The organism is Olsenella kribbiana (genome assembly GCF_036408795.1).
GTDB lineage: Bacteria > Actinomycetota > Coriobacteriia > Coriobacteriales > Atopobiaceae > Olsenella_L > Olsenella_L kribbiana.
This window is the reverse complement of the sequence record NZ_JAZGJP010000001.1, coordinates 94,622-116,658: the sequence shown is the minus strand read 5'-3', so window position 1 is coordinate 116,658 and position 22,037 is coordinate 94,622. Positions and strand designations below refer to the sequence as shown.

At 60.4% G+C, this 22,037-nt stretch carries 18 protein-coding genes; 9 read left to right on the top strand and 9 right to left on the bottom strand.

Going from position 1 to position 22,037, the window contains the following annotated elements:
* Positions 1-88: 88 nt before the first annotated feature.
* Together VXJ24_RS00510 and VXJ24_RS00505 are read left to right on the top strand one after the other, a co-directional pair.
* Positions 89-1,207: an aldo/keto reductase gene (locus VXJ24_RS00510; protein ID WP_330970963.1), complete on the top strand. Its 1,119-nt coding sequence runs from the start codon at positions 89-91 to the stop codon at positions 1,205-1,207.
* Between the two features lie 332 nt (positions 1,208-1,539).
* The gene (locus tag VXJ24_RS00505; RefSeq protein WP_330970962.1) at positions 1,540-2,544 is read left to right on the top strand and encodes an RlpA-like double-psi beta-barrel domain-containing protein; all 1,005 of its coding nucleotides are present in this window, start codon (positions 1,540-1,542) and stop codon (positions 2,542-2,544) included.
* Between the two features lie 80 nt (positions 2,545-2,624).
* Here VXJ24_RS00505 and VXJ24_RS00500 read toward each other — a convergent pair whose 3' ends face one another.
* Positions 2,625-4,367 (bottom strand): ABC1 kinase family protein, encoded by a 1,743-nt coding sequence (locus VXJ24_RS00500; protein WP_330970961.1) that lies wholly within the window; start codon positions 4,365-4,367, stop codon positions 2,625-2,627.
* Positions 4,368-4,370: 3 nt separating this feature from the next.
* Positions 4,371-4,730 carry a phasin family protein gene (locus VXJ24_RS00495; protein ID WP_330970960.1) on the bottom strand — a complete coding sequence of 120 codons (360 nt, stop codon included), beginning with the start codon at positions 4,728-4,730 and terminating at the stop codon, positions 4,371-4,373.
* 306 nt (positions 4,731-5,036) lie between these two features.
* On the opposite strand from VXJ24_RS00495, the gene serC reads away from it, so the two are divergent.
* The 4 genes from serC (at position 5,037) to VXJ24_RS00475 (ending at position 10,004) form a co-directional block, all read left to right on the top strand.
* Positions 5,037-6,122, top strand: coding sequence for a 3-phosphoserine/phosphohydroxythreonine transaminase (serC, locus tag VXJ24_RS00490; RefSeq protein WP_330970959.1), 1,086 nt, complete (start codon positions 5,037-5,039; stop codon positions 6,120-6,122).
* A gap of 37 nt (positions 6,123-6,159) precedes the next feature.
* Positions 6,160-7,350 (top strand): 3-phosphoglycerate dehydrogenase family protein, encoded by a 1,191-nt coding sequence (locus VXJ24_RS00485; RefSeq protein ID WP_330970958.1) that lies wholly within the window; start codon positions 6,160-6,162, stop codon positions 7,348-7,350.
* Between the two features lie 18 nt (positions 7,351-7,368).
* Entirely contained in the window at positions 7,369-8,652 is a 1,284-nt protein-coding gene (locus VXJ24_RS00480) for a DUF1015 domain-containing protein (protein WP_330970957.1), read from the top strand.
* A 107-nt stretch (positions 8,653-8,759) separates the two neighbouring features.
* Positions 8,760-10,004, top strand: coding sequence for a diphosphate--fructose-6-phosphate 1-phosphotransferase (locus tag VXJ24_RS00475; RefSeq protein ID WP_330970956.1), 1,245 nt, complete (start codon positions 8,760-8,762; stop codon positions 10,002-10,004).
* Here VXJ24_RS00475 and VXJ24_RS00470 read toward each other — a convergent pair.
* Positions 10,001-10,354, bottom strand: coding sequence for an ArsR/SmtB family transcription factor (locus tag VXJ24_RS00470; protein WP_330970955.1), 354 nt, complete (start codon positions 10,352-10,354; stop codon positions 10,001-10,003). The two genes, VXJ24_RS00475 and VXJ24_RS00470, sit on opposite strands and share 4 nt — an antisense overlap.
* A gap of 151 nt (positions 10,355-10,505) precedes the next feature.
* Between VXJ24_RS00470 and VXJ24_RS00465 the strand changes: the two genes are divergently transcribed.
* On the top strand, positions 10,506-12,938 hold the full coding sequence (locus VXJ24_RS00465) for a tetratricopeptide repeat protein (protein WP_330970954.1): 2,433 nt from the start codon (positions 10,506-10,508) through the stop codon (positions 12,936-12,938).
* A 78-nt stretch (positions 12,939-13,016) separates the two neighbouring features.
* Here the strand turns inward: VXJ24_RS00465 and VXJ24_RS00460 are convergent, their stop codons facing one another.
* Positions 13,017-14,429 (bottom strand): Sapep family Mn(2+)-dependent dipeptidase, encoded by a 1,413-nt coding sequence (locus VXJ24_RS00460; RefSeq protein ID WP_330970953.1) that lies wholly within the window; start codon positions 14,427-14,429, stop codon positions 13,017-13,019.
* A gap of 98 nt (positions 14,430-14,527) precedes the next feature.
* Between VXJ24_RS00460 and VXJ24_RS00455 the strand changes: the two genes are divergently transcribed.
* Positions 14,528-15,238, top strand: a complete 711-nt coding sequence (locus VXJ24_RS00455; RefSeq protein ID WP_330970952.1) for an HAD family hydrolase — start codon at positions 14,528-14,530, stop codon at positions 15,236-15,238.
* 98 nt (positions 15,239-15,336) lie between these two features.
* On the opposite strand, the gene VXJ24_RS00450 is transcribed toward VXJ24_RS00455, so the two are convergent.
* A complete protein-coding gene (locus VXJ24_RS00450; protein ID WP_154434155.1) occupies positions 15,337-15,540 on the bottom strand; it encodes a cold-shock protein in 204 nt (67 codons plus the stop codon).
* 260 nt (positions 15,541-15,800) lie between these two features.
* Positions 15,801-16,745 carry a hypothetical protein gene (locus VXJ24_RS00445; protein ID WP_330970951.1) on the bottom strand — a complete coding sequence of 315 codons (945 nt, stop codon included), beginning with the start codon at positions 16,743-16,745 and terminating at the stop codon, positions 15,801-15,803.
* Positions 16,746-16,964: 219 nt separating this feature from the next.
* On the opposite strand from VXJ24_RS00445, the gene VXJ24_RS00440 reads away from it, so the two are divergent.
* Entirely contained in the window at positions 16,965-18,191 is a 1,227-nt protein-coding gene (locus VXJ24_RS00440) for an MFS transporter (protein ID WP_330970950.1), read from the top strand.
* 85 nt (positions 18,192-18,276) lie between these two features.
* Here VXJ24_RS00440 and VXJ24_RS00435 read toward each other — a convergent pair whose 3' ends face one another.
* From VXJ24_RS00435 to nadA, 3 genes are read right to left on the bottom strand one after another with little or no spacing between them, the layout of a single operon-like run.
* Entirely contained in the window at positions 18,277-18,831 is a 555-nt protein-coding gene (locus VXJ24_RS00435) for a transcription repressor NadR (RefSeq protein ID WP_330970949.1), read from the bottom strand.
* 11 nt (positions 18,832-18,842) lie between these two features.
* Positions 18,843-21,071 carry an L-aspartate oxidase gene (locus tag VXJ24_RS00430; protein WP_330970948.1) on the bottom strand — a complete coding sequence of 743 codons (2,229 nt, stop codon included), beginning with the start codon at positions 21,069-21,071 and terminating at the stop codon, positions 18,843-18,845.
* 5 nt (positions 21,072-21,076) lie between these two features.
* Positions 21,077-22,012, bottom strand: a complete 936-nt coding sequence (gene nadA, locus VXJ24_RS00425) for a quinolinate synthase NadA (protein WP_330970947.1) — start codon at positions 22,010-22,012, stop codon at positions 21,077-21,079.
* Between the last annotated feature and the right edge of the window lie 25 nt (positions 22,013-22,037).

Genomic DNA, 22,037 nt, shown 5'->3' with positions numbered 1-22,037 from the left:
CGGAGCCGGGCAGATGGCCCGGCTCCTTTCATATAGTCTCTTATCGCGGGTATCTTGGTCGCAGGGGAACTACAAGGAGAGGAAAATCATGAGCGAATACTTTGGAAAGGATGTCCCGAAGCTCGGTTTCGGCCTCATGCGCCTGCCGAAGCTTGAGGACGGCACGATCGATATCGAGCAGACGAAGCAGATGGTCGACCGCTTCCTGGCGGCAGGCTTCACCTACTTCGATACAGCCTATGTCTACGCGGGCTCTGAGGATGCAGCGAGGCAGGCGCTCGTCGAGCGCCATCCGCGCGATTCCTACACGCTTGCGACGAAGATCAACGCAATGGCGGCATGCACGGACGAGGAATCCTGCAAGAGGCAGTTCCAGACATCGCTTGACCGCACACAGGCAGGGTATTTCGACTACTACCTGCTCCATGCCCTGCAGACCTCGAACTTCAGGAAGTACGACGACTACCACATCTGGGACTTCGTGCACGAACAGAAGGAAAAGGGCCTCGTGAAGCACATGGGCTTCTCCTTCCATGCAACGCCTGAGCTTCTGGACGAGCTCCTTACAAAGCACCCCGAGGTCGACTTCGTGCAGCTCCAGCTGAACTACGCCGACTGGGACAATCCATCCATCACGAGCCGTGCCAACTACGAGGTAGCACGTGCCCATGGGAAGTCCATTGTCGTCATGGAGCCTATCAAGGGCGGAACGCTCGCAGCGCCGCCTCAGCAGGTCGCCGATATCCTCAAGGCAGCCGAGCCCGAAGCGTCGCTCGCCTCCTGGGCCATCCGCTATGTCGCCTCGCTTGACGGTATCATCACGGTGCTTTCCGGCATGTCGGACATGCAGCAGATGGAGGACAACGTCTCCTATATGGAGCACTTCAAGCCGCTCACAGATGACGAGCAGGCAACGATCGGGCGTGCACAGAAGGCGCTCGCCGAGATCAAGCAGGTGCCCTGCACGGCCTGCCACTACTGCACGCCGGGCTGCCCTGTGCACATCCATATCCCGGAAATCTTCTCGGCACTCAACCGCGAGCTTGTCTGGGGCCAGACGGAGCTTGCGAAGAAGGGCTATGAGGATGCAACGAAGGAAGGCGCCCTTGCCTCGGCCTGCCTTCACTGCGGCCAGTGCGAGCGCGCCTGCCCTCAGCAGATCAAGTGCATGAGCTGGCTCGAGCGCGCAGCAGAGGCCTTCGAATAGGCTTCCAGAAACCTGTTCTGATAGCATTCAGGTAGCGCTTTGCATAAGGTGTCCACCAATATGCATGATTTTGTGCATGTGGCGGACACCATTTTTGCAACTTGTGGCCTTTAGCTGGATAATCGCCAATCATGTCGGCTTCGGGAGTAGTATAGAGAACATGAATTGACGAGAAGTAGCACTGCGCAATCAGCCAATTCCAGATCTGCAAACGGACCTGATAAGGTCCCCGACGAGATTATGGGTTAGAAGAGATGCGAACACCTGCAAGATTCTTTCGCCATGCCGCTGTAGCAGCCATCACGGCTGCCCTCGTGGCAAGTTCGGTGCCTGTGGCAGCATTTGCTGAAGACACCGACCTCGAATCGCTCCAGAATGCCGCTATCGCGGCCGGCGAGCAGTACGACCAGGCCCAGCAGGAGCTGGACAGCCTGCAGCAGCAGATAGACGACAACGAGGCCCGCATCGAGGAGATCGAAGACCAGCTCCCCGAGCTCAAGGCAAACGCCTCGAACGCTATCGCCACGTCCTACAAGATTCACCAGGACCAGAACTCCCTTCTGGCCCTGCTGCTTTCTGCCGACACGTTCAATGACTTCATCACGCAGCTCGCGTACCTGAACCACATCGTGGGCAATGCGACGAACGATATGAACGATCTTGTCGCAGCTCAGCAGGAGCTCACGCAGAAGCAGGCCGAGCTCTCGCAGCAGAAGGCCGACGAGGAAGCCAAGGTCCAGGCCGCCAAGGATGCCTATGACAGCGCAAATGCTGCCATCGAGGCTGCCAAGGAGAAGGCCATGGAGAACGCCGCTGCCCAGGAAGCAGCCTATGAGGCCGAGCAGGCCAAGGGCCAGCAGGATGCAACGGTGACCGAGATCCAAGAGGCAACACAGGACAGCTCCTCCGACTCCTCTGCTCAGACGAGCACGCAGGCACAGGAGACGTCCTCCCAGAGCCAGCAGCAGGACACCTCCTCCCAGAGCTCTGCCCCCCAAGCCTCCGCTCCCGCCTCTTCGTCTTCTTCCTCTTCGAGCGCAGCGCCAGCCGCGAGCTACACCTACGTCGAGGCATCGATGTACGGCGAGGGCGATGGCCTCATGTATGGCACGACGGCTTCGGGCGATACGCTGACGCCGACCTCCATGGGCGTCGCAATGAAGACGATGCCGCTCGGCACGATCATCGAGATCACCTACAACGGCAGGACCGTCACTGCTGTCGTGAACGACCGTGGCCCCTACTCCGGCAACCGCCAGATCGACATGCAGCCTGCAGTCGCATCTGCCCTCGGCTTCTCCGGTGTCGGCACGGTCGGCTACCGCGTCGTCAGCTAGGCGAACATACATCCAGAACACAAGGAAGGCGGCTCTCCTCGGAGGGCCGCCTTCTTCATGAAACGCTCTGTCTGCTCAGCTCAGCGCCGGTTCTGCTTGCGCTCCTTCATGATGTTGCGGACAATCCAGAGTCCCAGGAAGAGCGCCAAGAAGAAGCCGACGAAGCCGATGATCGGGATGCCGAAGATGACAGGCTGGATGCGGGCATAGTAGATGACCGAAGAGCCGATGAAGAGTCCCGCCACGACGATGCCCATCGTCAAGCGGTCTGCTGCAGCAGCGAGATCGGATATCGGGCTTGTCGTGTCCGAGAAGTCGAGCTTCATCCTGAGCTGGCCGCGCGTAAGCATCTTGGCGGCAAGGCCTGCCTCCGATGCTGCCTCGAGAAGGCCATGGGAGGCTGCCTCGGCCTCACGCGCGTAGGTCTTCGCTTCCTTCTGCACAAAGTCGAGCGGCGTCTCATGCGCACGGATATGGTTCTTCACGATCTCGATGATGGAGACACCAGGAAGGAAGTCGTTCACGACGCCTTCGAGCGTGACAAGGCTGCGTGCAAGCATCGTGACCGTGCCCGGAAGCTCGATTCCGCTCTTCCTTGCCATAGCTATGAGTGAGTTCATGAAGGCAGCGATATCGAGGTCGTCCAGATCTGCCGCACCATAGTCCTCGATGATCGCATCGAGGTCCTCCAGGAGCTGTGCATGGTCGACCTTGCTCGTATCTGAGACGGCGAAGCGCAGAAGCCCGTTCTTGAGACGTGCCGAGTTCCTCTCTGCGACAGCGAATACCATCTCGCGCGTCGCATCGCGGTCATGCGATGAGAGCCTGCCCATGATGCCGAGATCGATATAGACGATCTTGCCGCCTGAGATGATGATGTTTCCGGGATGGGGATCTGCATGGAAGAAGCCATCGTCGAGCATCTGCTGGGCATAGTTGTCGATGAGCTTCATGCCGATCTCGTTCAGGTCATAGCCATCCTCGGCCAGACGCTTCGTGTTCGAGATCGGTATGCCGTTCACATAGTCCATCACCACGACATGGTGCGTGCACCATTTCATGTAGGGCTTGGGGCAGCCGATGAACTTCACGTTCGCATTGTTGTGGCGGAACTCCTCGAGGTTCTTCGCCTCGACGAGGAAGTCCGTCTCCTCGCGGAATGAATGCCAGAGCTCCTCGATGACAGAGCCGAGATCGAGCACCTGCGTATCGGGGAGGAAGCGCGAGGCATAGCGGGCAAGGCGGCGCATGATATCGATATCCTGCGCCATCGTCTCCTGCACATGCGGGCGCTGGACCTTCACGGCGACAAGCTCGCCGGTAATGAGGCGGGCCTTGTGGACCTGGGCAATCGAGGCAGAGCCCAAGGGGACATCGTCGATTGCATCGAAGATGTCCTCAATCGGTATCGTATATTCGGACCTCAGGGCCGAAAGGACGGCATCCCTGTCCATCGGCTCGACATTGGCCCTCAGCTTCGTGAGCTCCTGGCAGAACGGCTCAGGCAGGATCTCGGAGCGCATCGAGAGGATCTGCCCTGCCTTCACAAAGGTAGGGCCGAGCTCTTCGAGCATCTTCCTGAGCGTCACCGGCGTGAGGCCGTGCAGGATATCGTACTTGCGCACGACAGCAAGAATCTCGCCCATGCGCTTCCTGCGCGAGGCGCGCGTCCCGCTCTCATATCCGCCCTGGCGGCCGCCGAGAAGCCCTATCGTCTCTTCGAAGGCGGCATCCTTTATGCCCTCGTAGGCGTCCTTGCCCTCGGCGGCTGCCTCTTCATCTGTCTTCTTGGAGCTTGCTCCGGCTTTTCCGGAATCTGCCACGCTCTACTCCGTCTTGCTGTCTGCGTCCCCGGTCTCGGCGTCTTCGACATCGACGTCGACCTTCACATGGGAGGCTTTCGCCGCATCTGCCATCTCCTGGACCTTGCGGACGAACGCGTCGCGCTCCTCATCGGACATGGAGTCGATCTTCGACTTCAGGGCACCATCCGAAACGCCGTCCACGACGTCGCGCGTGCGGTGCCTGAGCTCCTCGTTCAAGGCCTGGCCCTGCTTCACGGTCTCCTCGCCCTTGCGGATGAGATCGTCGAGCATCTCCGTGCTCTTGTCGCTTGCGGTGGCAACGGCACCGACGCCTGCCAGGAAGATCTTGTGCGCAGTATCGAATGCATCGAATCCGGACATGGCAGCTCCTTATCTCGAACAACCAATATGCATTCTTTCTACCCGAAGAGCGCGTCCAATTTCTCGCCGTTTCCGGAGGCGGCCCCTATGCGTGCCGGAATGGAGGAAAAACCTGCCACAGAAATGTCAGCCGTATGCTATCCAGCAGGATGCACTTGGTAACAGTTGAGATAATTTCCGGCTTTTTGCAGAGCTGTATCAGACTGAATAGCTACAGTGTTCGCATCTATACATCTCGCCTTCGCTGCTTCGGCAGGAGGGCGCATCTGTGCCTTGGCGCAGGTGCCGAACGATGGGAGCATGTAGATGGCTCGCGTGTTCAACTTCAACCCAGGTCCGGCAGCAATGCCCGAGAGTGTGCTCCAGGAAGCCCAGTCCGAGCTTCTCGACTACCAGGGCAGTGGCATGAGCGTGCTTGAGATGAGCCATCGATCTCCGGAGTTCGAAGAGATCCTCCAGGATGCCAAGGCAGCCCTCAAGAAGCTCTATCGCATTCCTGACAACTGCTCGATCCTGTTCCTGCAGGGCGGCGCCACGCTCGAGTTCGCAGGCGTGCCGATGAACCTCATGTTCACGGGCCATGCCGGCTACATCGTGTCTGGCAACTGGTCGAAGAAGGCCTACAAGGAAGCTGCCAAGTATGGCACGGCAGACCTTCTGGCCTCCTCTGAGGATGCGCACTTCGACCATACCGCAACGATTTCCGGCCCCGTCGACCAGAGCCTCGACTATGTCTATCTCTGCCAGAACGAGACCGTCTATGGAACGATGACAAAGGAGCTGCCGGAGACGGGCTCGGTCGATATCGTGGCCGACATCTCGTCGATGTTCCTCTCCTGCCCGCTCGATATCTCCCGCTATGGCATGCTGTATGCGGGCGCCCAGAAGAATGGCGGCCCTGCCGGCGTCACGGTCCTGATTGTCCGGAACGACCTCCTCGAGAAGGCACCGGCACGCGCCGACATCTGCCCGCAGTACCTTGACTGGCACGTCGAGGCAGAGAAGGACTCGCTCCTCAATACGCCGAACACCTTCGGCATCTATCTCTGCGGCAAGGTGTTCCACTGGGTCGAGAAGACCGGCGGCCTTGAGGCCATGGGCGAGCGCAACTGGACCAAGATGAACAAGCTCTACGACGAGATCGACTCCTCCAAGCTATACAGGGGCCTGGCAAAGCCCGAGGACCGCTCCATCTCGAACGCCGTCTTCACGACCGGCTCCAAGGAGCTTGATGCGGCCTTCGTGGCAGGCGCCAAGGAGCGCGGCATGGTCGGTCTCAAGGGCCACAGGATCCTGGGCGGGATGCGCGCAAGCTGCTACAATGCCGTCTCTCCTGAGGCAGTGGATGCCCTCATCGCCTACATGAAGGACTTCGAGCAGGCAAACGCATAAGAGCCTGATTTCTCATAGATTCGAAAGGAACGCATCCATGCGCTATGTAAAGGTGCTCGACAACATCGCAAAGAACATCACCCGAGACGGCGTGGCCGAGCTCGGCGAAGGCTACGAGAAGACCGACGACATCAACAAGGCAGATGCTATCCTGGTCCGTGCCTCCGACATCCACGGCCTCGACTTCGGGCCTTCGGTCCGCTGCGTCGCCCGCTCCGGCGCCGGCGTCAACAACATCCCGCTCGAGGAGTGCGCTGAGCGCGGCATCGTCGTCTTCAACTCCCCCGGCGGCAACTCGAACGCCGTGAAGGAGCTCGTTGTCGGCATGATCCTCGTGAACTCCCGTGACACCCAGGGCTCCATCGACTGGGTCGAGGACCACACGGACGACCCCAACATCGTGAAGGATGCAGAGCGCAACAAGAAGGCCTTCGTAGGCCATGAGCTCATGGGCAGGAAGGTCGGCGTCGTGGGACTCGGCGCTGTCGGCTCGAAGGTCGCCAATGCCCTTGTCGCCCTCGGTGCCGATGTCTATGGCTACGACCCGTATCTTTCCGTCGAACATGCCTGGCAGCTCGACCGCTCCGTCAAGCGCGTCGAGAGCCTCGATGACCTCTGCCGTGGCGCCGAATATCTGACGCTCCATGTGCCCGCGAAGGAAGACACAATCCACATGATCTCGACCGAGCAGCTGGCGCTCCTCGCACCTTCTGCGATGCTTCTGAACTATGCCCGTGCCGACATTATCGACGAGGACGCCGTGGCAGCAGCCCTCGAGTCCGGCCAGCTCGGCAAGTTCATCTGCGACTTCGCGACGCCGAAGACGACGAAGATGCCACGCACGACGATTACCCCGCACATGGGCGCCTGCACGAACGAGGCCGAAGAGAACTGCGCGCACATGGCTGTCGGCGAGATGAAGGCCTACCTCGAGATGGGCACGATCAGGAACTCCGTGAACTACCCTGCCTGCGACCTTGGCCCCTGCAAGGCAGGCGGCCGTGTCGCCCTTCTGCACAAGAACGTTCCGGGCATGATCGGCAAGATCTCCTCGATCCTCGGCAATGCCACGGCAAACATCCAGAGGATGGCAAACGAAGCACAGGGAGCGCATGCCTACACGCTGCTTGATACCGACGTGCCCCTCGATGAGGGCACTGTCGATGAGCTTTCCAAGATCGATGGCATCTACCGTGTCCGTGTCATCAAGCCGGCACGCACTGCCTAGCGAAGGAGATTCCATCCTATGCATGCCTATCCGATGAGCTGCCTTCGTCCTGCGCCTGACAAGGCGTCGACATTTGCAGCCCTTCCCTACGATGTCTTCGACCGCGCCTCCGCCAAGGCCTATGTCGAGGCGCATCCGAAAAGCTTCCTTGCTATCGACCGTCCCGAGACCGCCTTCGGGCCCGGCCAGGACATGTATGCCCCTGAGGTCTATGCAAAGGCCAAGGAGCTCCTGGACGAGCGCATCGAGGACGGGACGCTCGTAGCCGATGGCAGGAAGTGCTACTACCTCTATAGGCTCGAGCAGGCAGGACGATCGCAGACGGGCATCGTCTGTGCCGCTGCGGTCGATGACTTCGTCGATGGCACGATCCGCCGCCACGAGAATACCCGTGCCGACAAGGAGAAGGACCGCATCGACCACATCGCGGCCCTCGATGCACAGACGGGTCCGGTATTTCTTGCCTACCGCGACAATCCGGTCCTCGCAATCATCTTGAATGCTGCGATGTCGGGACGTCCGCTCTATGACTTCACGGACGAATATGGCGTGCGCCAGACCGTCTGGAGGGTTGCCCGCCAAGACGCTGTCGATGCAATCGAGGCCATGCTCGAGCAGATTCCCTGCGCCTACATCGCAGATGGCCACCACCGTGCGGCAAGCGCCGTGAAGGTGGCCCTTGCCCGCCGCGAAGAGCATCCGAACGCAAGCTCCAAGGCTCCCTGGAACTTGGTCCTTTCCGTCCTCTTCCCGGCCTCCGAACTCAAGATCCTGGCCTACAACCGTGTCGTCGAGGACACGGCAGGGCTCACGGCAGACGAGCTCCTCGCCGCTGCAAAGGATGCTGGCTTTGCCGCAGAGGGACCCTTCACGGAAGCGCCCGAACCTGAAGAGCGCCACACGTTTGCCCTCTTTGCCGGCGGCTCCTGGTATAGGCTCTCGCTCACCCTCACCCCAGAGGAGGAGCAGGACCCTGTCGCCTCGCTTGACTGCTCGCTTCTCCAGGACAGGTTCCTCTCTCCTGTGCTCCACATCGAAGACCCGCGCCGTGACCCCCGTATCAGCTTCGTCGGCGGCATCGAGGGGACAGAGGCTCTTTCGAAGGCAGCAGGCGATGCAGGCTGCGCATTCTCGCTCTTCCCCACGAGCATGGACGAGCTCATGCGCGTGGCCGATGCAGGACTCCTCATGCCTCCGAAGTCGACTTGGTTCGAGCCGAAGCTCAGAAGCGGCCTCTTCATCCGCCCGCTTTCCGGCATCGACCCCGAGCTTGCGATGAAGCAGGAAGCAGGAGAGGCCTAAAAGCCCCAACAGAGATACGCTGGCGGCTCCTCCGGCATGCCGGGGGAGCCGTTCTCTGTCTCAGCTACAATGAAGGCACGAGCAGACTCTCAGGAAGGATCCAAACCATGGGGAAGAAGCGCACGGTTCTCGTTGGTCAGTCAGGCGGCCCCACTGCCGCAATCAATGCAAGCCTTGCAGGCGTCATCGCCTGTGCCCGCGAAGCCGGCGCCCATACCCTGGGCATGCGGTATGGCATTGAAGGACTCTTGGAAGGCAGGACTGTTGACCTCGATGCGGCAGCCCCTGATGCCAAGGCACTCGAGCTTCTTGCACTCACGCCCGCCAGCTATCTTGGCTCCTGCCGCTACAAGCTCCCGGACTATCAGGAGGACGAGACGCCCTACCAGAAGCTTTTCGCCCTCTTCGACGAGCTTTCCGTCGACGCCGTGCTCTATATTGGCGGCAACGACTCTATGGACACGATCTCGAAGCTTTCAGCCTACGGTGCCGAGAAGGAGAGCCCGATTCGCTTCGTCGGCGTCCCGAAGACGATCGACAACGACCTCATGGCCACCGACCATACGCCTGGCTACGGCAGCGCCGCGAAGTTCATTGCAACCGCTGTCGGCGAGATTGCACGTGACGCCTCCGTCTACGACCTCAAGAGCGTCGAGGTCATCGAGATCATGGGCAGGAATGCCGGCTGGCTCGCCGCAGCAGCTGCCCTTGCCTCATCTCCTGAGCTCCCCTGCCCCGACCTCGTCCTCCTGCCGGAGGTGCCGCAGACAGAAGAGCACATCGTGGAACGTGTCGCTTCGCTCCTCGAGCACAAGAACACTGTCGTGATTGCCGCCTCCGAAGGCGTGCGCGATGCCTCGGGCAAGCTTCTCTGCGAAGCGGACGGCGCCAAGGCGGCAAAGGATGCCTTCGGCCATGAGGCGGCGCTTTCCGGCACCTGCCGCTACCTCGCAGGAGTCTTGAAGCGCGAGCTCCATGTGAAGACACGCGGCACGGAGCTCTCGACGCTCCAGCGCGCAGCAACGCATTGCGCTTCTGCAACCGACCTCGCAGAGGCCAAGAGTCTCGGTGCCGCCGCCGTACGTGCTGCCTTTGCCGGCTCCACGGGCATCATGTGCACGATCGAGCGCGTGAGCTCTCTTCCCTACCAGACGAAGATCGGCACGGTCGCAATCGCCGATGTCGCAAACGAGGAGCGCACCGTTCCTGCCTCCATGATTGCAGCAGGTGGCATGCACGTGACCGATGCATACCTGAGATATGCCCGTCCCCTCATCGCGGGAGAGCCGCATCCACTCTGCGTGGATGGCATGCCGCTCAGGCTTCCTGCCTTGGATGCCGCTTCCTGCTAGGCGTCTTCTCCGCCATCACCTTCGCAGCGGTAATGGCCTGCATGCTCGAGACCGACCTCGATGAGCGTTGCCACATGGTCGTCGTCGAGCGAGTAGACCATCCGCTGCCCATCGCGCTTGGAAGCGACGATGCCACGGTCCTTGAGAAGCCTCAGCTGGTGCGAGATGGCTGACTGGGAGACATGGCAGAACTCCTGGAGCTCGCCGACCGAACGGTTCTGGATGCTCAGGGCGCAGAGGATCTGGAAGCGCGTGAAATCGGACAGCGCATCGAAGATTTGCGTTGCTCCATATACGATATCGTCGTCAGCTATCGCCGTCTCGAGATAGCGCTTCTCTGTTTCGCCCATCAGCAATCCCTCTTTCTCAATATTTCCAATCAGTATACGCTCTGCGGCGTTTTCAGGTCCGATATGCCATCCCGCGTATGCCATTCCAAACGGTGGGGTAGGTAAAAAGCATCTGCATTCTCTGCGCTCCAGAAGGAGACGGGAGGCCTGGATGGAGAGGCGCACGCAAAAGCTCGCGGCAAGAGCCCAGCTCTTCGCCGTGCTTGCACTCTGCGCCACCATACTTGTCCAGGCAGGGCTTGCCTCCGCGCTTCCTGCGCTTGCCGCAGGAGCGGCAGCTGCAGCAGCTGTCCTCTGTGGGGCCGCCGCAGCAGGCATGGCACAGGGCGATGCAGGAGGCACGTGCACATCGAAGGAGCATTTCATGGACGAGCAGCATACAGATACCGAACGCAAGGCAGAGGTGCCCGCCCCTGCCCCGAGCGCGCCGGCGACTCCGCTCTCCACGCTCACGGCAGAAACGATCACCAAGAGGCTTCTTGGAGCAGAAGATGCGATAGCAGAGCTCAAGGCCCAGGTCGGCGACATCGCGACCCGGAAGGCCGCCGCCCTCGGCGAGAGCCAGCCAGACGAGCAGCAGAAGGTGCAGACCCGTCCGCAGGCGCCGACAGAGCTCGAGCTCTGGTATGCCCGCATGCTCGAGGAGGCAGGCCTTTTCGACAAGGACATTGAGCTTCCCCAGACGACAGCCGTGCTGCTCCATAGGAGCCATCTCTTCTATCTCCGCGTCATGCAGCCGCGCGTCCCCTTCGGGACGAAGCTTGCTCTCGTTCGCATCGAGGCAGCGCTCAACGCACTGCTCTTCACAACAGGATTCCACAAGGACGATGCACCCCTGACGGAGAGGGAGTGCTTCCGCACGAACCAGAGCGTCGCCCGCTCGATCACCTCGCAGGTCCCGACCATCTCGGACAAGCTCCCCACCATCGATGAGCCATTCTCTGACGGCGAGTGGGCAGTGCGCAAGGGCATAGCGACAGAGCTCGAGAGCTTCCGCCTCCCCTACAGGCTCGAGGCAGGATACCGCGTGAACATGCATGAGGGACGGGTGCTCTTCGAGCTCGAAGCGACGCCTGCCACCTGCTTCCCGAGGAGCGCCTGGGTGGATGGCCTCGGCAGGGTCGTGCCGACGACGCAGTTCATGCGTGCCCGCGAAGCAAGCCAGTATGCGCTGAGAGTAGGTCTTCTTCTTGCCGCAGGCGCCTTCCGCTGCTCCCCTGCCGTAAAGGATGTATTCGTCTCTGCCATGGAGACGACGGGCACGAAGCGCAGCTGCCTCTATACGGTGCACTTTGACAGGAACCGCTTTGCTCTCCTCGATATGGAAGAGATCTCGGATCCCTGGGCTGTCTTCGCATCGTTCGATGCGCACATGGATGCACCGTCCGAAGCCCTGAATCCGATACCTCAGGAGCTGTCTCTTTCGGACGTCCGCTTCTGCCCCGCATTCCGCTACGAGCCAGTCGCCACCTCGAAGAGAAGGATCTTCGGCGCCTCTGCAAAGGCGCTCGGCTGCGACCATGTCTCAGGCCTTGCCATCAACGAGGACACGGCCAGGATCCAGGCAGCAGAAAAGATTGGAAGGAACCTCGGCACGACCGCTGAGGAAGCAGTCCATGCCATCCTTTCCGTCACGAAAGACATGGAGGACGAAGGCGTCCAGGATGCTGCAAAGCGCACGATGGGCCACATCATCGATGGAAGCCTGGATTCTTCAGATGCGCTCTCCATCGAGGATGACTTCATCTCGGGAGACGCCCTCACACGCGCCGTGGAGCGTGCTGAAGGCTTGGCACGCAAGCAGCAGTACTCAGATGCCGCAGCAATCCTCAGAGACGCTCTCAGGGACTATGAGGGCGCACACAGCCTCGCGGATACCGAGACCTCGGTGCACCGCTTCTTCAGAAGCTACTGCGACCGTGCGCTCTTCAACCGCCTCATGGCAAACGAGGGGCAGAAGACCATCCTTGTGCCCGATGCCTACTACCAGGCGCGCCTCATGCTTGCGCAGGCAGCGCTTGCCGGAGGCGAGGCAGAGGAGGCAAGGCGCCAGAGCGCATCGATGATAGTGCTCGCGCCTATGGACACCTCTGCCTATCTCCTCCATGCGCAGGCACAGACCGCCTTGGGCGACCTCGAAGGAGCGAAAGAGACGCTCATCCTTCTTCTCGAGCACGCCTACGACCCCGAGACGCTTGGCAATGCCTATGCAGCGCTTGCCCAGATCTTCGAGCAGATCGGAGATGAGATGGCCTCTGCCGCCTCGTGGCGCAGGTGCACGCGCTTCGTCTCCTCCTCCTACCTCATGGCCGTCATGAACCTGAACTCGCTCTCCCAGAAGAAGCCGACAGAGATGGCAAAGATGGAGACCGACGAGGACGTGGACTACGTGCTCGCCTCCCACAATGTGCCGGCAGCGCCAACCGAGGAAGTCTCGGAAGCCTTCGTCCTTGCGATGCGCGCTGCCTTCGATGCCGAGGTCTTCCCCGTCGCGAAGAACTTCGTCGATGTGCTTGCGATGCTTTCAGGCGACGACGTCGTGCTCGATATCAGCCGCTCGCTCGAAGGAGAGCCCGACCGCTAGCATCAGATCCGGCATGCATGAAAGAAGGCCAGGACGCACGTCCTGGCCTTCTTCGTATCGCGTCTGTGCCTTGAGACCTTAGAGGTCGAGATTCATGAGGCGGGCGATGCTCACGATGTAGATCTTGAGAGCGAGCTTCAGCTGGTCCTCGAGGATGCCCTCGTCCGGACCATGCTCGATGCCGACCCACTCAGGCGTCTCCATGCGGGAGTCGTGCGGGCCGAAGGCGCAGGCGTTCTTGAAGTGGCGGGCATAGGTACCGCCGCCAATCGTGAACGGCTTGTCGTCGTGTCCCGTGAACTCGTTGTAGGTCTTGACGAGCGTCTGGATCTCGGCCGAGTTCGGGTCCGTGTAGAACGGCTCGACCTTGCGCTCGGGATGGAATGTGACGCCGAAGCTCTTTGCCAGCGTCTCGAGCTTGGAGTCGAGCTCTTCGCCCGTGACAGAGGTCGGATAGCGGCAGTCGAGCGTCTGGGAGTAGCGGCCGTCCTTGAGATGGATGACGCCACCGCAGCTCGTGAGGGCACCGAACTTCTCGTCGGATGTGGCGATGCCCATGCCCGATCCGTCGCTTGCCGCAAAGATCTTCTGCTCGAACTCGAAGAACTCGCGCTCGTCACCCTCGACGAGGTCGTTTGCCAAGAGATAGGAGACGAGCATGCCGATAGCGTTCTTCGTGCCTTCGGGCATCGAGGCATGTCCGCCCTTGCCGTGGGCCGTGAGCTTGGCAAGCCCCTCACCTGCAGGCTCGATCGCGATGCCCTCTGCTGCCGGAAGCTTGTCGGCATCGGCCTTGAGCACCAGCTCGGCCACACCGGGGATAGCGTTGGAGGCTGTGCCGGCATCGAAGGAGACGATGCGCTGGGCAACCGGTGCTGTCGTGAAGGCGCAGCCGTAGAGGCCCTTCTCGCCGCAGATCAGCGGGAAGTCTGCATCGGGCGTGAACAGGAAGTCAGGCTCCGGATAGTGGGCCAGATACCACTCGACATCCTCCATGTTCGTCTCTTCGTTCACGCCGACAAGGCAGCGAAGGGTGTACGGGATCTGCTCGCCCGAAAGCTGTTCCTTGCGTGCGAAGAAGTGTGCCGCATAGAGCGAGAGCGTGAAGGGGCCCTTGTCGTCGAGGACGCCGCGGCCGAGAAGGTAGCCTTCCTTCCTCGTCACATGGAGCGGGTCAGTATGCCAGCCCGTGCCGAGCGGCACGATATCGGTATGTGCGATTGTCGCTATCTGCTTGTCGGATGCCCCTGGAAGGTCCGCATAGCCGATATGGCCGCCGCAATTGTGCGGCTCGAGTCCTAGGCGCCCGGCAACTTCGAGCGCACGTTTGAGCGCCTCATAGGGGCCCGGACCGAACGGCTTCTCTTCATCGGCATGCGCCAGATCCTCTACGGATTCGACCTGCACGAGATAGTCGATGTCACGGATCACGTCGTCCCATACCTCATCCACATAGGCGTCGACTTCTGCGCGCGTAGGTTCTGCTGACATGTGATGTCTCCTTTCAAGGCACATCTCGATCGTCTCTGAACCATCCCAGTGTACGATACTGAACGCAGCAAAGCAGAAATATGCGGAAGGTCATTACCGTGAGTTCATCTTCGCCTGACAAGAAAGCTCTGGCGCCGGCAGCGCCCGAGAGGCTCTGGCCGCTCCCCGAGAAGGCCGCCATCTTCGATTTCGATGGCACCGTCTCCGATACGGCGTCTCTCTGGGAGGAGGTGGACCGCGCCTTCCTTGCAAAGCGCGCCATCCCCTATACGGTCGACTTTCCCCGGCAGCTCTCTGCCCTGGGCTTTGCCGAGGGGGCACGCTACACGGTCGAGCGCTACCACCTCGACGAGGATCCGGACGATATCGTGGAGGAGTGGATGCGCATGAGCCGAGCGCTCTACATAACGAAGGCCGTGCTCAGGCCTGGCGTGACAGAGTACCTCGAAGCGCTCCAGCGAGCGCACATCCCCTATGCGCTCGCAACGACCAACACGCCCGATCTCCTCGAGTCCATGCACAGGATCGATATCCAGAAGTGGTTCCCCGTGAAGGTCTATGGGCAGGAGGTCGCACGCTCGAAGGCCTTCCCCGACATCTACGAGGAGGCAGCGAAGAGGCTCGGCGTGGCACCATCTGGCTGCATCGTCTTCGAGGACCTCGCCGAAGCCCTTCTTTCAGCCCACCGTGCCGGCTGCACGACCTGTGCCGTCTGCTCAGGCGATGCCCTCCAGGACACGAACGAGGTACGCCGCATCGCCGACATCTATCTCGAAGACTGGCGCGACATCCCGCTCGGCACAGACTAGGTCGGAAACGCCTGACAGCACAATCCCTCTTTATATGAAACGAGAGGCTCCTCGAAGAGGAGCCTCTCGGGCATCACAGAGATATGTCTTGTCTGAGACTAGATCTTGCGAACGTTGGAAGCCTGGAGCTTGCCGTTCTGGCCGGTCGTGATGTCGAACTCCACAGCCTGGCCCTCGTCCAGGGTCTTGAAGCCATCCATCTGAATCTCGGAGTAGTGGACGAACAGATCGTCGCCGTCCTCACGAGAGATGAAGCCGTAGCCCTTGTCGGGGTTGAACCACTTAACAGTACCTTGAGCCATGACGTGCCTTTCTTTCATTTGCCCTGACAGGGCAAAACACAGTGCGCTTGCGCGCGATACCTGCGCCCTTAAGAACGCGTTGTCTATGATACCCTAAGCGCCCTTCGCGAAACCCGACAATCTCGCTCTGGCATCTCTTTCTTGTGACAGGTCAGAAAAAGTGCAGGTAGATACCTTGTCAAGTAAGACGGTGTCGCCATTCACGGATTTATATGGCCGCTCGGCGTATCCGTCCGAACCCAGACGCATAATTTATTCCCTTAACCTTCCGCTGGCTGGCCCGAGAAGTTGAGGCCATCCGTGAGCTCTGCTGCCTCCGCGAGCGTGAAGCTGTCATCGGCGAAGAGCGCAAGCGCAGACGAAGCGCGCTTCCTGGCTGCGTCATAGATGTCCCAGAAGGAATCGGTCGACTCCTCCTTCGTGAACGGATTCGTCCACGAAGCGTGGCCCCTGTTGTCGAAGTCGCTCGTCTCCTCCGCGCGGGCCCGGTGCGCCATCGCGCGCTCGAGCGAATACGGCTTTCTTGTCGCAAGCTTCTCGACAGTGCCGAGCACTCCTGCCTTCTGGCCATTCTTCGAATAGAACAGATGCTGCACGACGCGGAAGTCATGCACAGCCTTCACATAGAGGTTCTGCGGCGCATAGAGGCCATAGACGCTCTGGAGCACGAGCGCATACATGCGGCCCACGGCTTCGAGCGCCGGCTCGTCGAGGCGCAGCACCTCGCGGTAGGGCTTGTAGGTCTGGACTGTGCGGTGAAGCTTCGTATAGAGCACCATCTCGTCGAAGTCTCGCTCGATCTCTGCGTGCACATAGGAGCCGGCAGAACGGTCAAGCCCCTCGACGCCAGCATCGCAGAACGCATACTGCTCGGCATAGACGAGCGGATGCATCGCGGAGTCGAGGAGATAGTGGCAGAGGAACCCGAGCGCATAGGCACGCCCGCTTGCACGGTCGCTGCTGTCGAGCGCCTCATAGGCCAGGCGCATCGCGCAGATGAGCGACGTCGGCCTCTCATGGTGCATCACGTCGCCGACATTGCGGAAGTCCTTGAGCGCAGGATCGATGAGGGTGTAGAAGAGCGGGTCCGGTCCCTGGTTGCCGAGAAGGAACGCATCGCGCTCGTCTGCCGTCATGCCGATCGTCGAAAAGCACTCGTCGTAGACGTCCTTGCCGAAGAAATCGTGCGTCATTATTGCAGGCATGGAAGCTCCTCACATGATCCTTACCGAAACAAGACCTGCCGCTTACCAGTTCAGGCCTTCAGTCCGGTAAGACGTTACCGTACTGTGTTCATGGGTTTTCTACCCCAACGCACATCTCCGGATGCGGAGGTGCGCATTTCGCTAGAAAGTCCATGGCACACGAGTCTATCCCATTGCTTGAGAGGGACCGTGCACGACACGGTGGAAGGCGGAAGACCTATGGCACAGAAATTCACGAAACGCGAGAAGAGCTGGATTGTCTACGACGTCGGCAACTCGGCACTTGTCCTGCTCTCGACAGCGCTCATCCCGATCTATTTCAACAGCCTGGCAGAAGGAAACGCGCTTGTCGCCTGGAGCTACGCCCAGACGATCGCTTCCCTCGTCATTGCCCTCCTCATGCCGTTCCTGGGCTCTCTTGCCGATATGCAGGGCATGAAGAAGAAGTTCATCATCGGCACGGTCGGCACAGGCGTCATCGCGACCTGTGCCCTTGGCATCCCCACGACGTGGCTGCCGTTCCTCGTGATCTATATCATCTCCTCGATCATGCTGAACAGCTCGCTCGTCTTCTATGACTCGCTGCTCGTCGATGCCACGACAGACGAGCGCATGGATGAGGTCTCCTCCCAGGGCTATGCCTGGGGCTACATCGGCTCGTGCGTGCCCTTCATCTGCTGCCTTGCCATCGTGCTCCTGCTCCCCTTCGACATCTCCGTCCGTGCAAGCATGCAGCTCTCCTTCATCGTCACTGCAGCCTGGTGGCTCGCGTTCACGATCCCGATGCTCAGAAACGTCGACCAGACGCATTACAAGCCGCTCGAGCGCCATGCTGTCTCGAAGGCAATACAAGGCCTCGGCAAGACGATGAAGAGCATCGCCGCCAACAAGCCGATGCTCTACTACATCATTGCCTACTTCTTCTACATCGACGGCGTCCACACGATCATAAATCTCGCCACGAGCTACGGCTCCCAGCTCGGCATCGACTCGACGCAGCTTCTGCTGGCGCTCCTCGCAACGCAGTTCGTTGCCTTCCCCTCTGCCATCATCTACGGCAAGCTCGGCACGAAGGTCGGCACGAAGAAGATGATCCTTGTCGGCATCGTCGCCTACGGCTGCATCACGTTCTACGCTGCCTTCCATCTCCAGACCGCGATCGACTTCTGGATCCTGGCCATGGCCGTCGGTCTCTTCCAGGGCGGCATCCAGGCGCTTTCCCGCTCCGAGTTCGCAAAGCTCGTCCCGAAGGAGAACTCGAACGAGTACTTCGGTTTCTTCGATATCTTCGGCAAGTATTCCGACATCATGGGCACGCTCATTGTCGCTGTCATGACGCAGCTCACGGGCATGGCAAACCTCGGCGTCTTCTCGATCGCAATACTTTTCGTCGTCGGCTTCATCTTCATGCTGAAGGTCCCGGCAGACGCGCACGCAAAGGCGTAAGCGAGCCGGCGGACAAATCCCGATCGATAGCAGGAAGGCCAGGGCAGACGCCCTGGCCTTCCTTTTCATCTGTCTTATGCAGCTTCTAGCGCTTCGTGTGCCTCTCGATATCGTCTCTCTCCCATGTCTCGATCGGCACGAGATAGCCGCGGTCTTTCAGCTTCTCCTCGACCGCATCGAGGATATCCTCGGAAGGCGCGCTGATATGGTGGAAGTGGTAGCCATCTGTGAGGAGCATGAGGGGCGAAGATACCCCTGAATGGATGCCCTCCAGGAAGCCCTGGACATCCCGCCTGCTCCTGGCACCGAGCGGGGCCGAGATGACGCCGTAGGTCCTGTGGTTTACGATCACGTCCTCCATCGTGGCCCCCGCATCTACAACGATATCCATCTCGTCCTCGAGCTGATCGTCGGTGTGGTGGCATTTGATGAGGCGGCGAAGCCCCTTCCTCTCCTCGCGGAGCACATACCCAGTATGGAGCCCCACGATCTCGTGGCCTTCATGCCGAAGGAGCGCGATATCCTGGACGATGACCTGGCGGCTCACCCGGAGCATGTCAGAAAGCTCCTTGCCAGAGAGCGGACGCGCGCTCCCCTCGAGTGCTGCCACGATCTGCCTGCGCCTTGCTGCGCCGTCCATTCCCATCGCTTCTACTCCAGCATCGTCAGATTCTTGTTGCTGAGATCGAGGATGCCGGCAGAATGCGTCAGCGCCCCGCTCGAGATGTAGTCTATCCCGAGATCTGCCATCTGGGGAGCATTCTCGAGCGTGATGTTGCCGGAGCACTCTGTGAGGGCACGGCCATCGATAATCTTGATGGCCTCCTTCATCTGCTCGTGCGTCATGTTGTCGAGCATGATGACATCAGTGTGTGCGGCGACTGCTTCTTTCACCTGGGCAATCGTCTCGCACTCGACCTCAATGCGGTAGATGAAGGGGCTCCTCCTCTTCGCTGCTGCCACAGCCTGGCGGATGCCTCCAGCAGCGGCGATATGGTTGTCCTTGAGCATGACAGCATCAGAGAGGCCGAAGCGGTGGTTCGTGCCGCCGCCGATTCTCACTGCCATCTTCTCGAAGTAGCGCATGCCAGGCGTCGTCTTCCTCGTATCGACGAGCGTCGCCTTGGCGCCTGCCTGCTGGAGCGCCTGCACCATCTCATGCGTATAGGTTGCAATGCCGCTCATGCGCTGCAGGTAATTGAGGGCGGTCCTTTCGCCCGAGAGCAGTGCCCTGACGTCTGCCTCGACCTCGGCGATGACCTGGCCAGGCATGACTTCGTCGCCGTCTCCGGCACGGGCCACCATCACGGCAGAGGCATCGAGCAGCTTGTAGACGCGGAAGTAGATATCGATGCCGGCAAGTATGCCCTGCTGCTTGCAGATGAGCTGCACGCGGGCACGGCGGGCACGGGGCATGACAGCCTCGGTCGAGACATCGCCGTAGGGCATATCCTCGGCAAGCGCCTCCCTGATGTGGTTGTCAATCATGAGGCCCAGCGAAGAGGTATCCATGCTGTGGCCCTTCTGATAGCTCGGCGTGAGCGGCCTCGGCTCGCCCACGGCAGGGTGCTTCATGGTCTCGTCCATCTCGATCCTCCTTTTGGGTGCGGCAGGTGCCGTCTTCTTCGGCTCGAGCATCCAGGAGCCGAATTCCTTCTGGTCAGAGATCATCCTCTTTGCAGCACGGGCAGAGAAGACAAGGCTCTCGAGCAGGCTGTTCGAGGCAAGGCGGTTCTTTCCGTGCACGCCGTTGCAGCTTGTCTCGCCTGCTGCAAAGAGATGGTTCATGGTCGTCTCGGAATCCTCGCCGACATGTATGCCGCCCATGAAGTAGTGCTGGGCGGGGACGACAGGGATGGGCTCCTTCGTGATATCGTAGCCCTCCTCGAGGCAGTGCTCGTAGATGTGCTTGAAGTGGTGGCGGATCGTCTGCTCATCGATGTTCTTGAAGCTGAGCCAGACGTGGTTCGTGCCTTCCTTCTTCATCTCTTCGTGGATGGCAGCAGACACCACATCGCGCGGCTGGAGCTCATCGGTGAAGCGCTCCATCTTGCCGTTCAGGAGCACCGCGCCTTCGCCCCTGCAGGACTCGGAGATCAGGAAGCTCCTGCCAGGCTTCGTCGTCCAGAGGCTCGTCGGATGGATCTGGATGTAGTCGGTATGCTCGAGCGCGACGCCGTGCTCCTTTGCGATGCGCACGCCGTCTCCCGTGAGCAGCGGATAGTTCGTGCTGTGCGTGAAGAGGCCGCCGATGCCACCCGTGGCAAGAAGCGTATGGTGCGCATGCAGGCGAAGCACCGTGCCGTCGCGCCTTACAGCCACAAGGCCTGCGCAGTACGGCGTACCATTCTGGTCCTTGCGCTCGATGAGGTCGACCATCTCAGTGTTCTCGAGAATCTCGACGTTTTTGAGCTTCTTCACCTGTGCCAGAAGCTTTGTCGTGATCTCCTTGCCCGTGATGTCCTCGTGGAAGAGGATCCTCGGGCGTGAGTGCGCGCCTTCGCGCGTGAACGCGAGGCTGCCATCGGAAGTGCGTGCGAACTCCACGCCGTAGTCGATGAGGCGCTTGATCGTCGGGCGCGACTCCTGAATCATGATCTTCACGGATTCGCGGCGGTTCTCATAGTGTCCTGCCCGAAGGGTATCCTCGAAGAATGCCTTGTAGTCGTTATCGTCGTGCTGGACGCAGATGCCGCCCTGCGCAAGCATCGAATCGCATTCCTCGAGCGTGCCCTTCGAGAGCATGACAATGCGGGCGGAGGCAGGAAGCGTCAGGGCACAGAAGAGTCCTGCGACGCCGCACCCCGCAATCGCCACATCGCATGATTCGTCCTGCGGCTCTGCTGTGCGGGCCGCCTCGATAGTCTCTTCTGTTTCCATGGCTCCTAGTCTTTCGCAAGCTCCAGCATGCGCCTGAGCGCACGGCGTGCGCCCTCGGTCGCAGCGTCATCGACCTCGACCTCGCCCGACCCGGTCTCGAGGCACGAGAGGATCTTCTCGCCTGTCACCATTGCCATGTTCGGGCAGATGGGCGTCGTCTCAGGGAAGAAGATCTCCTTGCCCTGGCCGGCGATCTTCTGCTCGATCGTGCGGCGGACGCCAATCACGGTAGCGATGATGTAGGACTTCTCCTCGCCTTCGGCGACGCGCTTGATGATGCCTGAGGTCGAACCGACATAGTCTGCTGCCTCGACGACCCAGGGCGTGCATTCAGGATGGGCGCAGACCACGGCATCAGGATGCGCGGCCTTGAGCTTCTCGATCTCGGCAAGCTCGATTGCCTCATGCGTCGGGCAGAATCCGTCGTTCAGGATCACATGCTTTTCCGGCACCTGGTCAGCCACATAGCGGCCGAGGTTCATGTCCGGAATGAACAGGACGTGGTGCTGGGGCAGCCTGCGCACGATCTTCACGGCATTCGAGGAGGTGACACAGACATCGGACCATGCCTTCATCTCGGTCGTCGAGTTCACATAGCAGGCAACAGCGAGGTCGTCTCCGTACTCGGTACGAGCGTTGTCGACCGTCTCCTTCACGACCATGTGCGCCATCGGGCAGTCAGCCTTCGGCTCGGGCATGAGGACACGCTTCTCGGGCGACAGCAGCTTTGCGCTCTCTGCCATGAAGCGCACGCCAGCAAAGACGAGCGTCTTGCAGTCGAGTCCGGCAGCAAGCTTGCTCAGATAGAAGGAGTCGCCGATATAGTCTGCCACTTCCTGTGCAGAGTCCTTCACGTAGTAGTGGGCAAGGATGACGGCATCCTGCTCCTTCTTGAGCGCGGCGATGCGCGCAGCCATCGTGCCTGTGGTCTTCGTGTCCATGAATCCCCTCTCGTATCCAGCACCG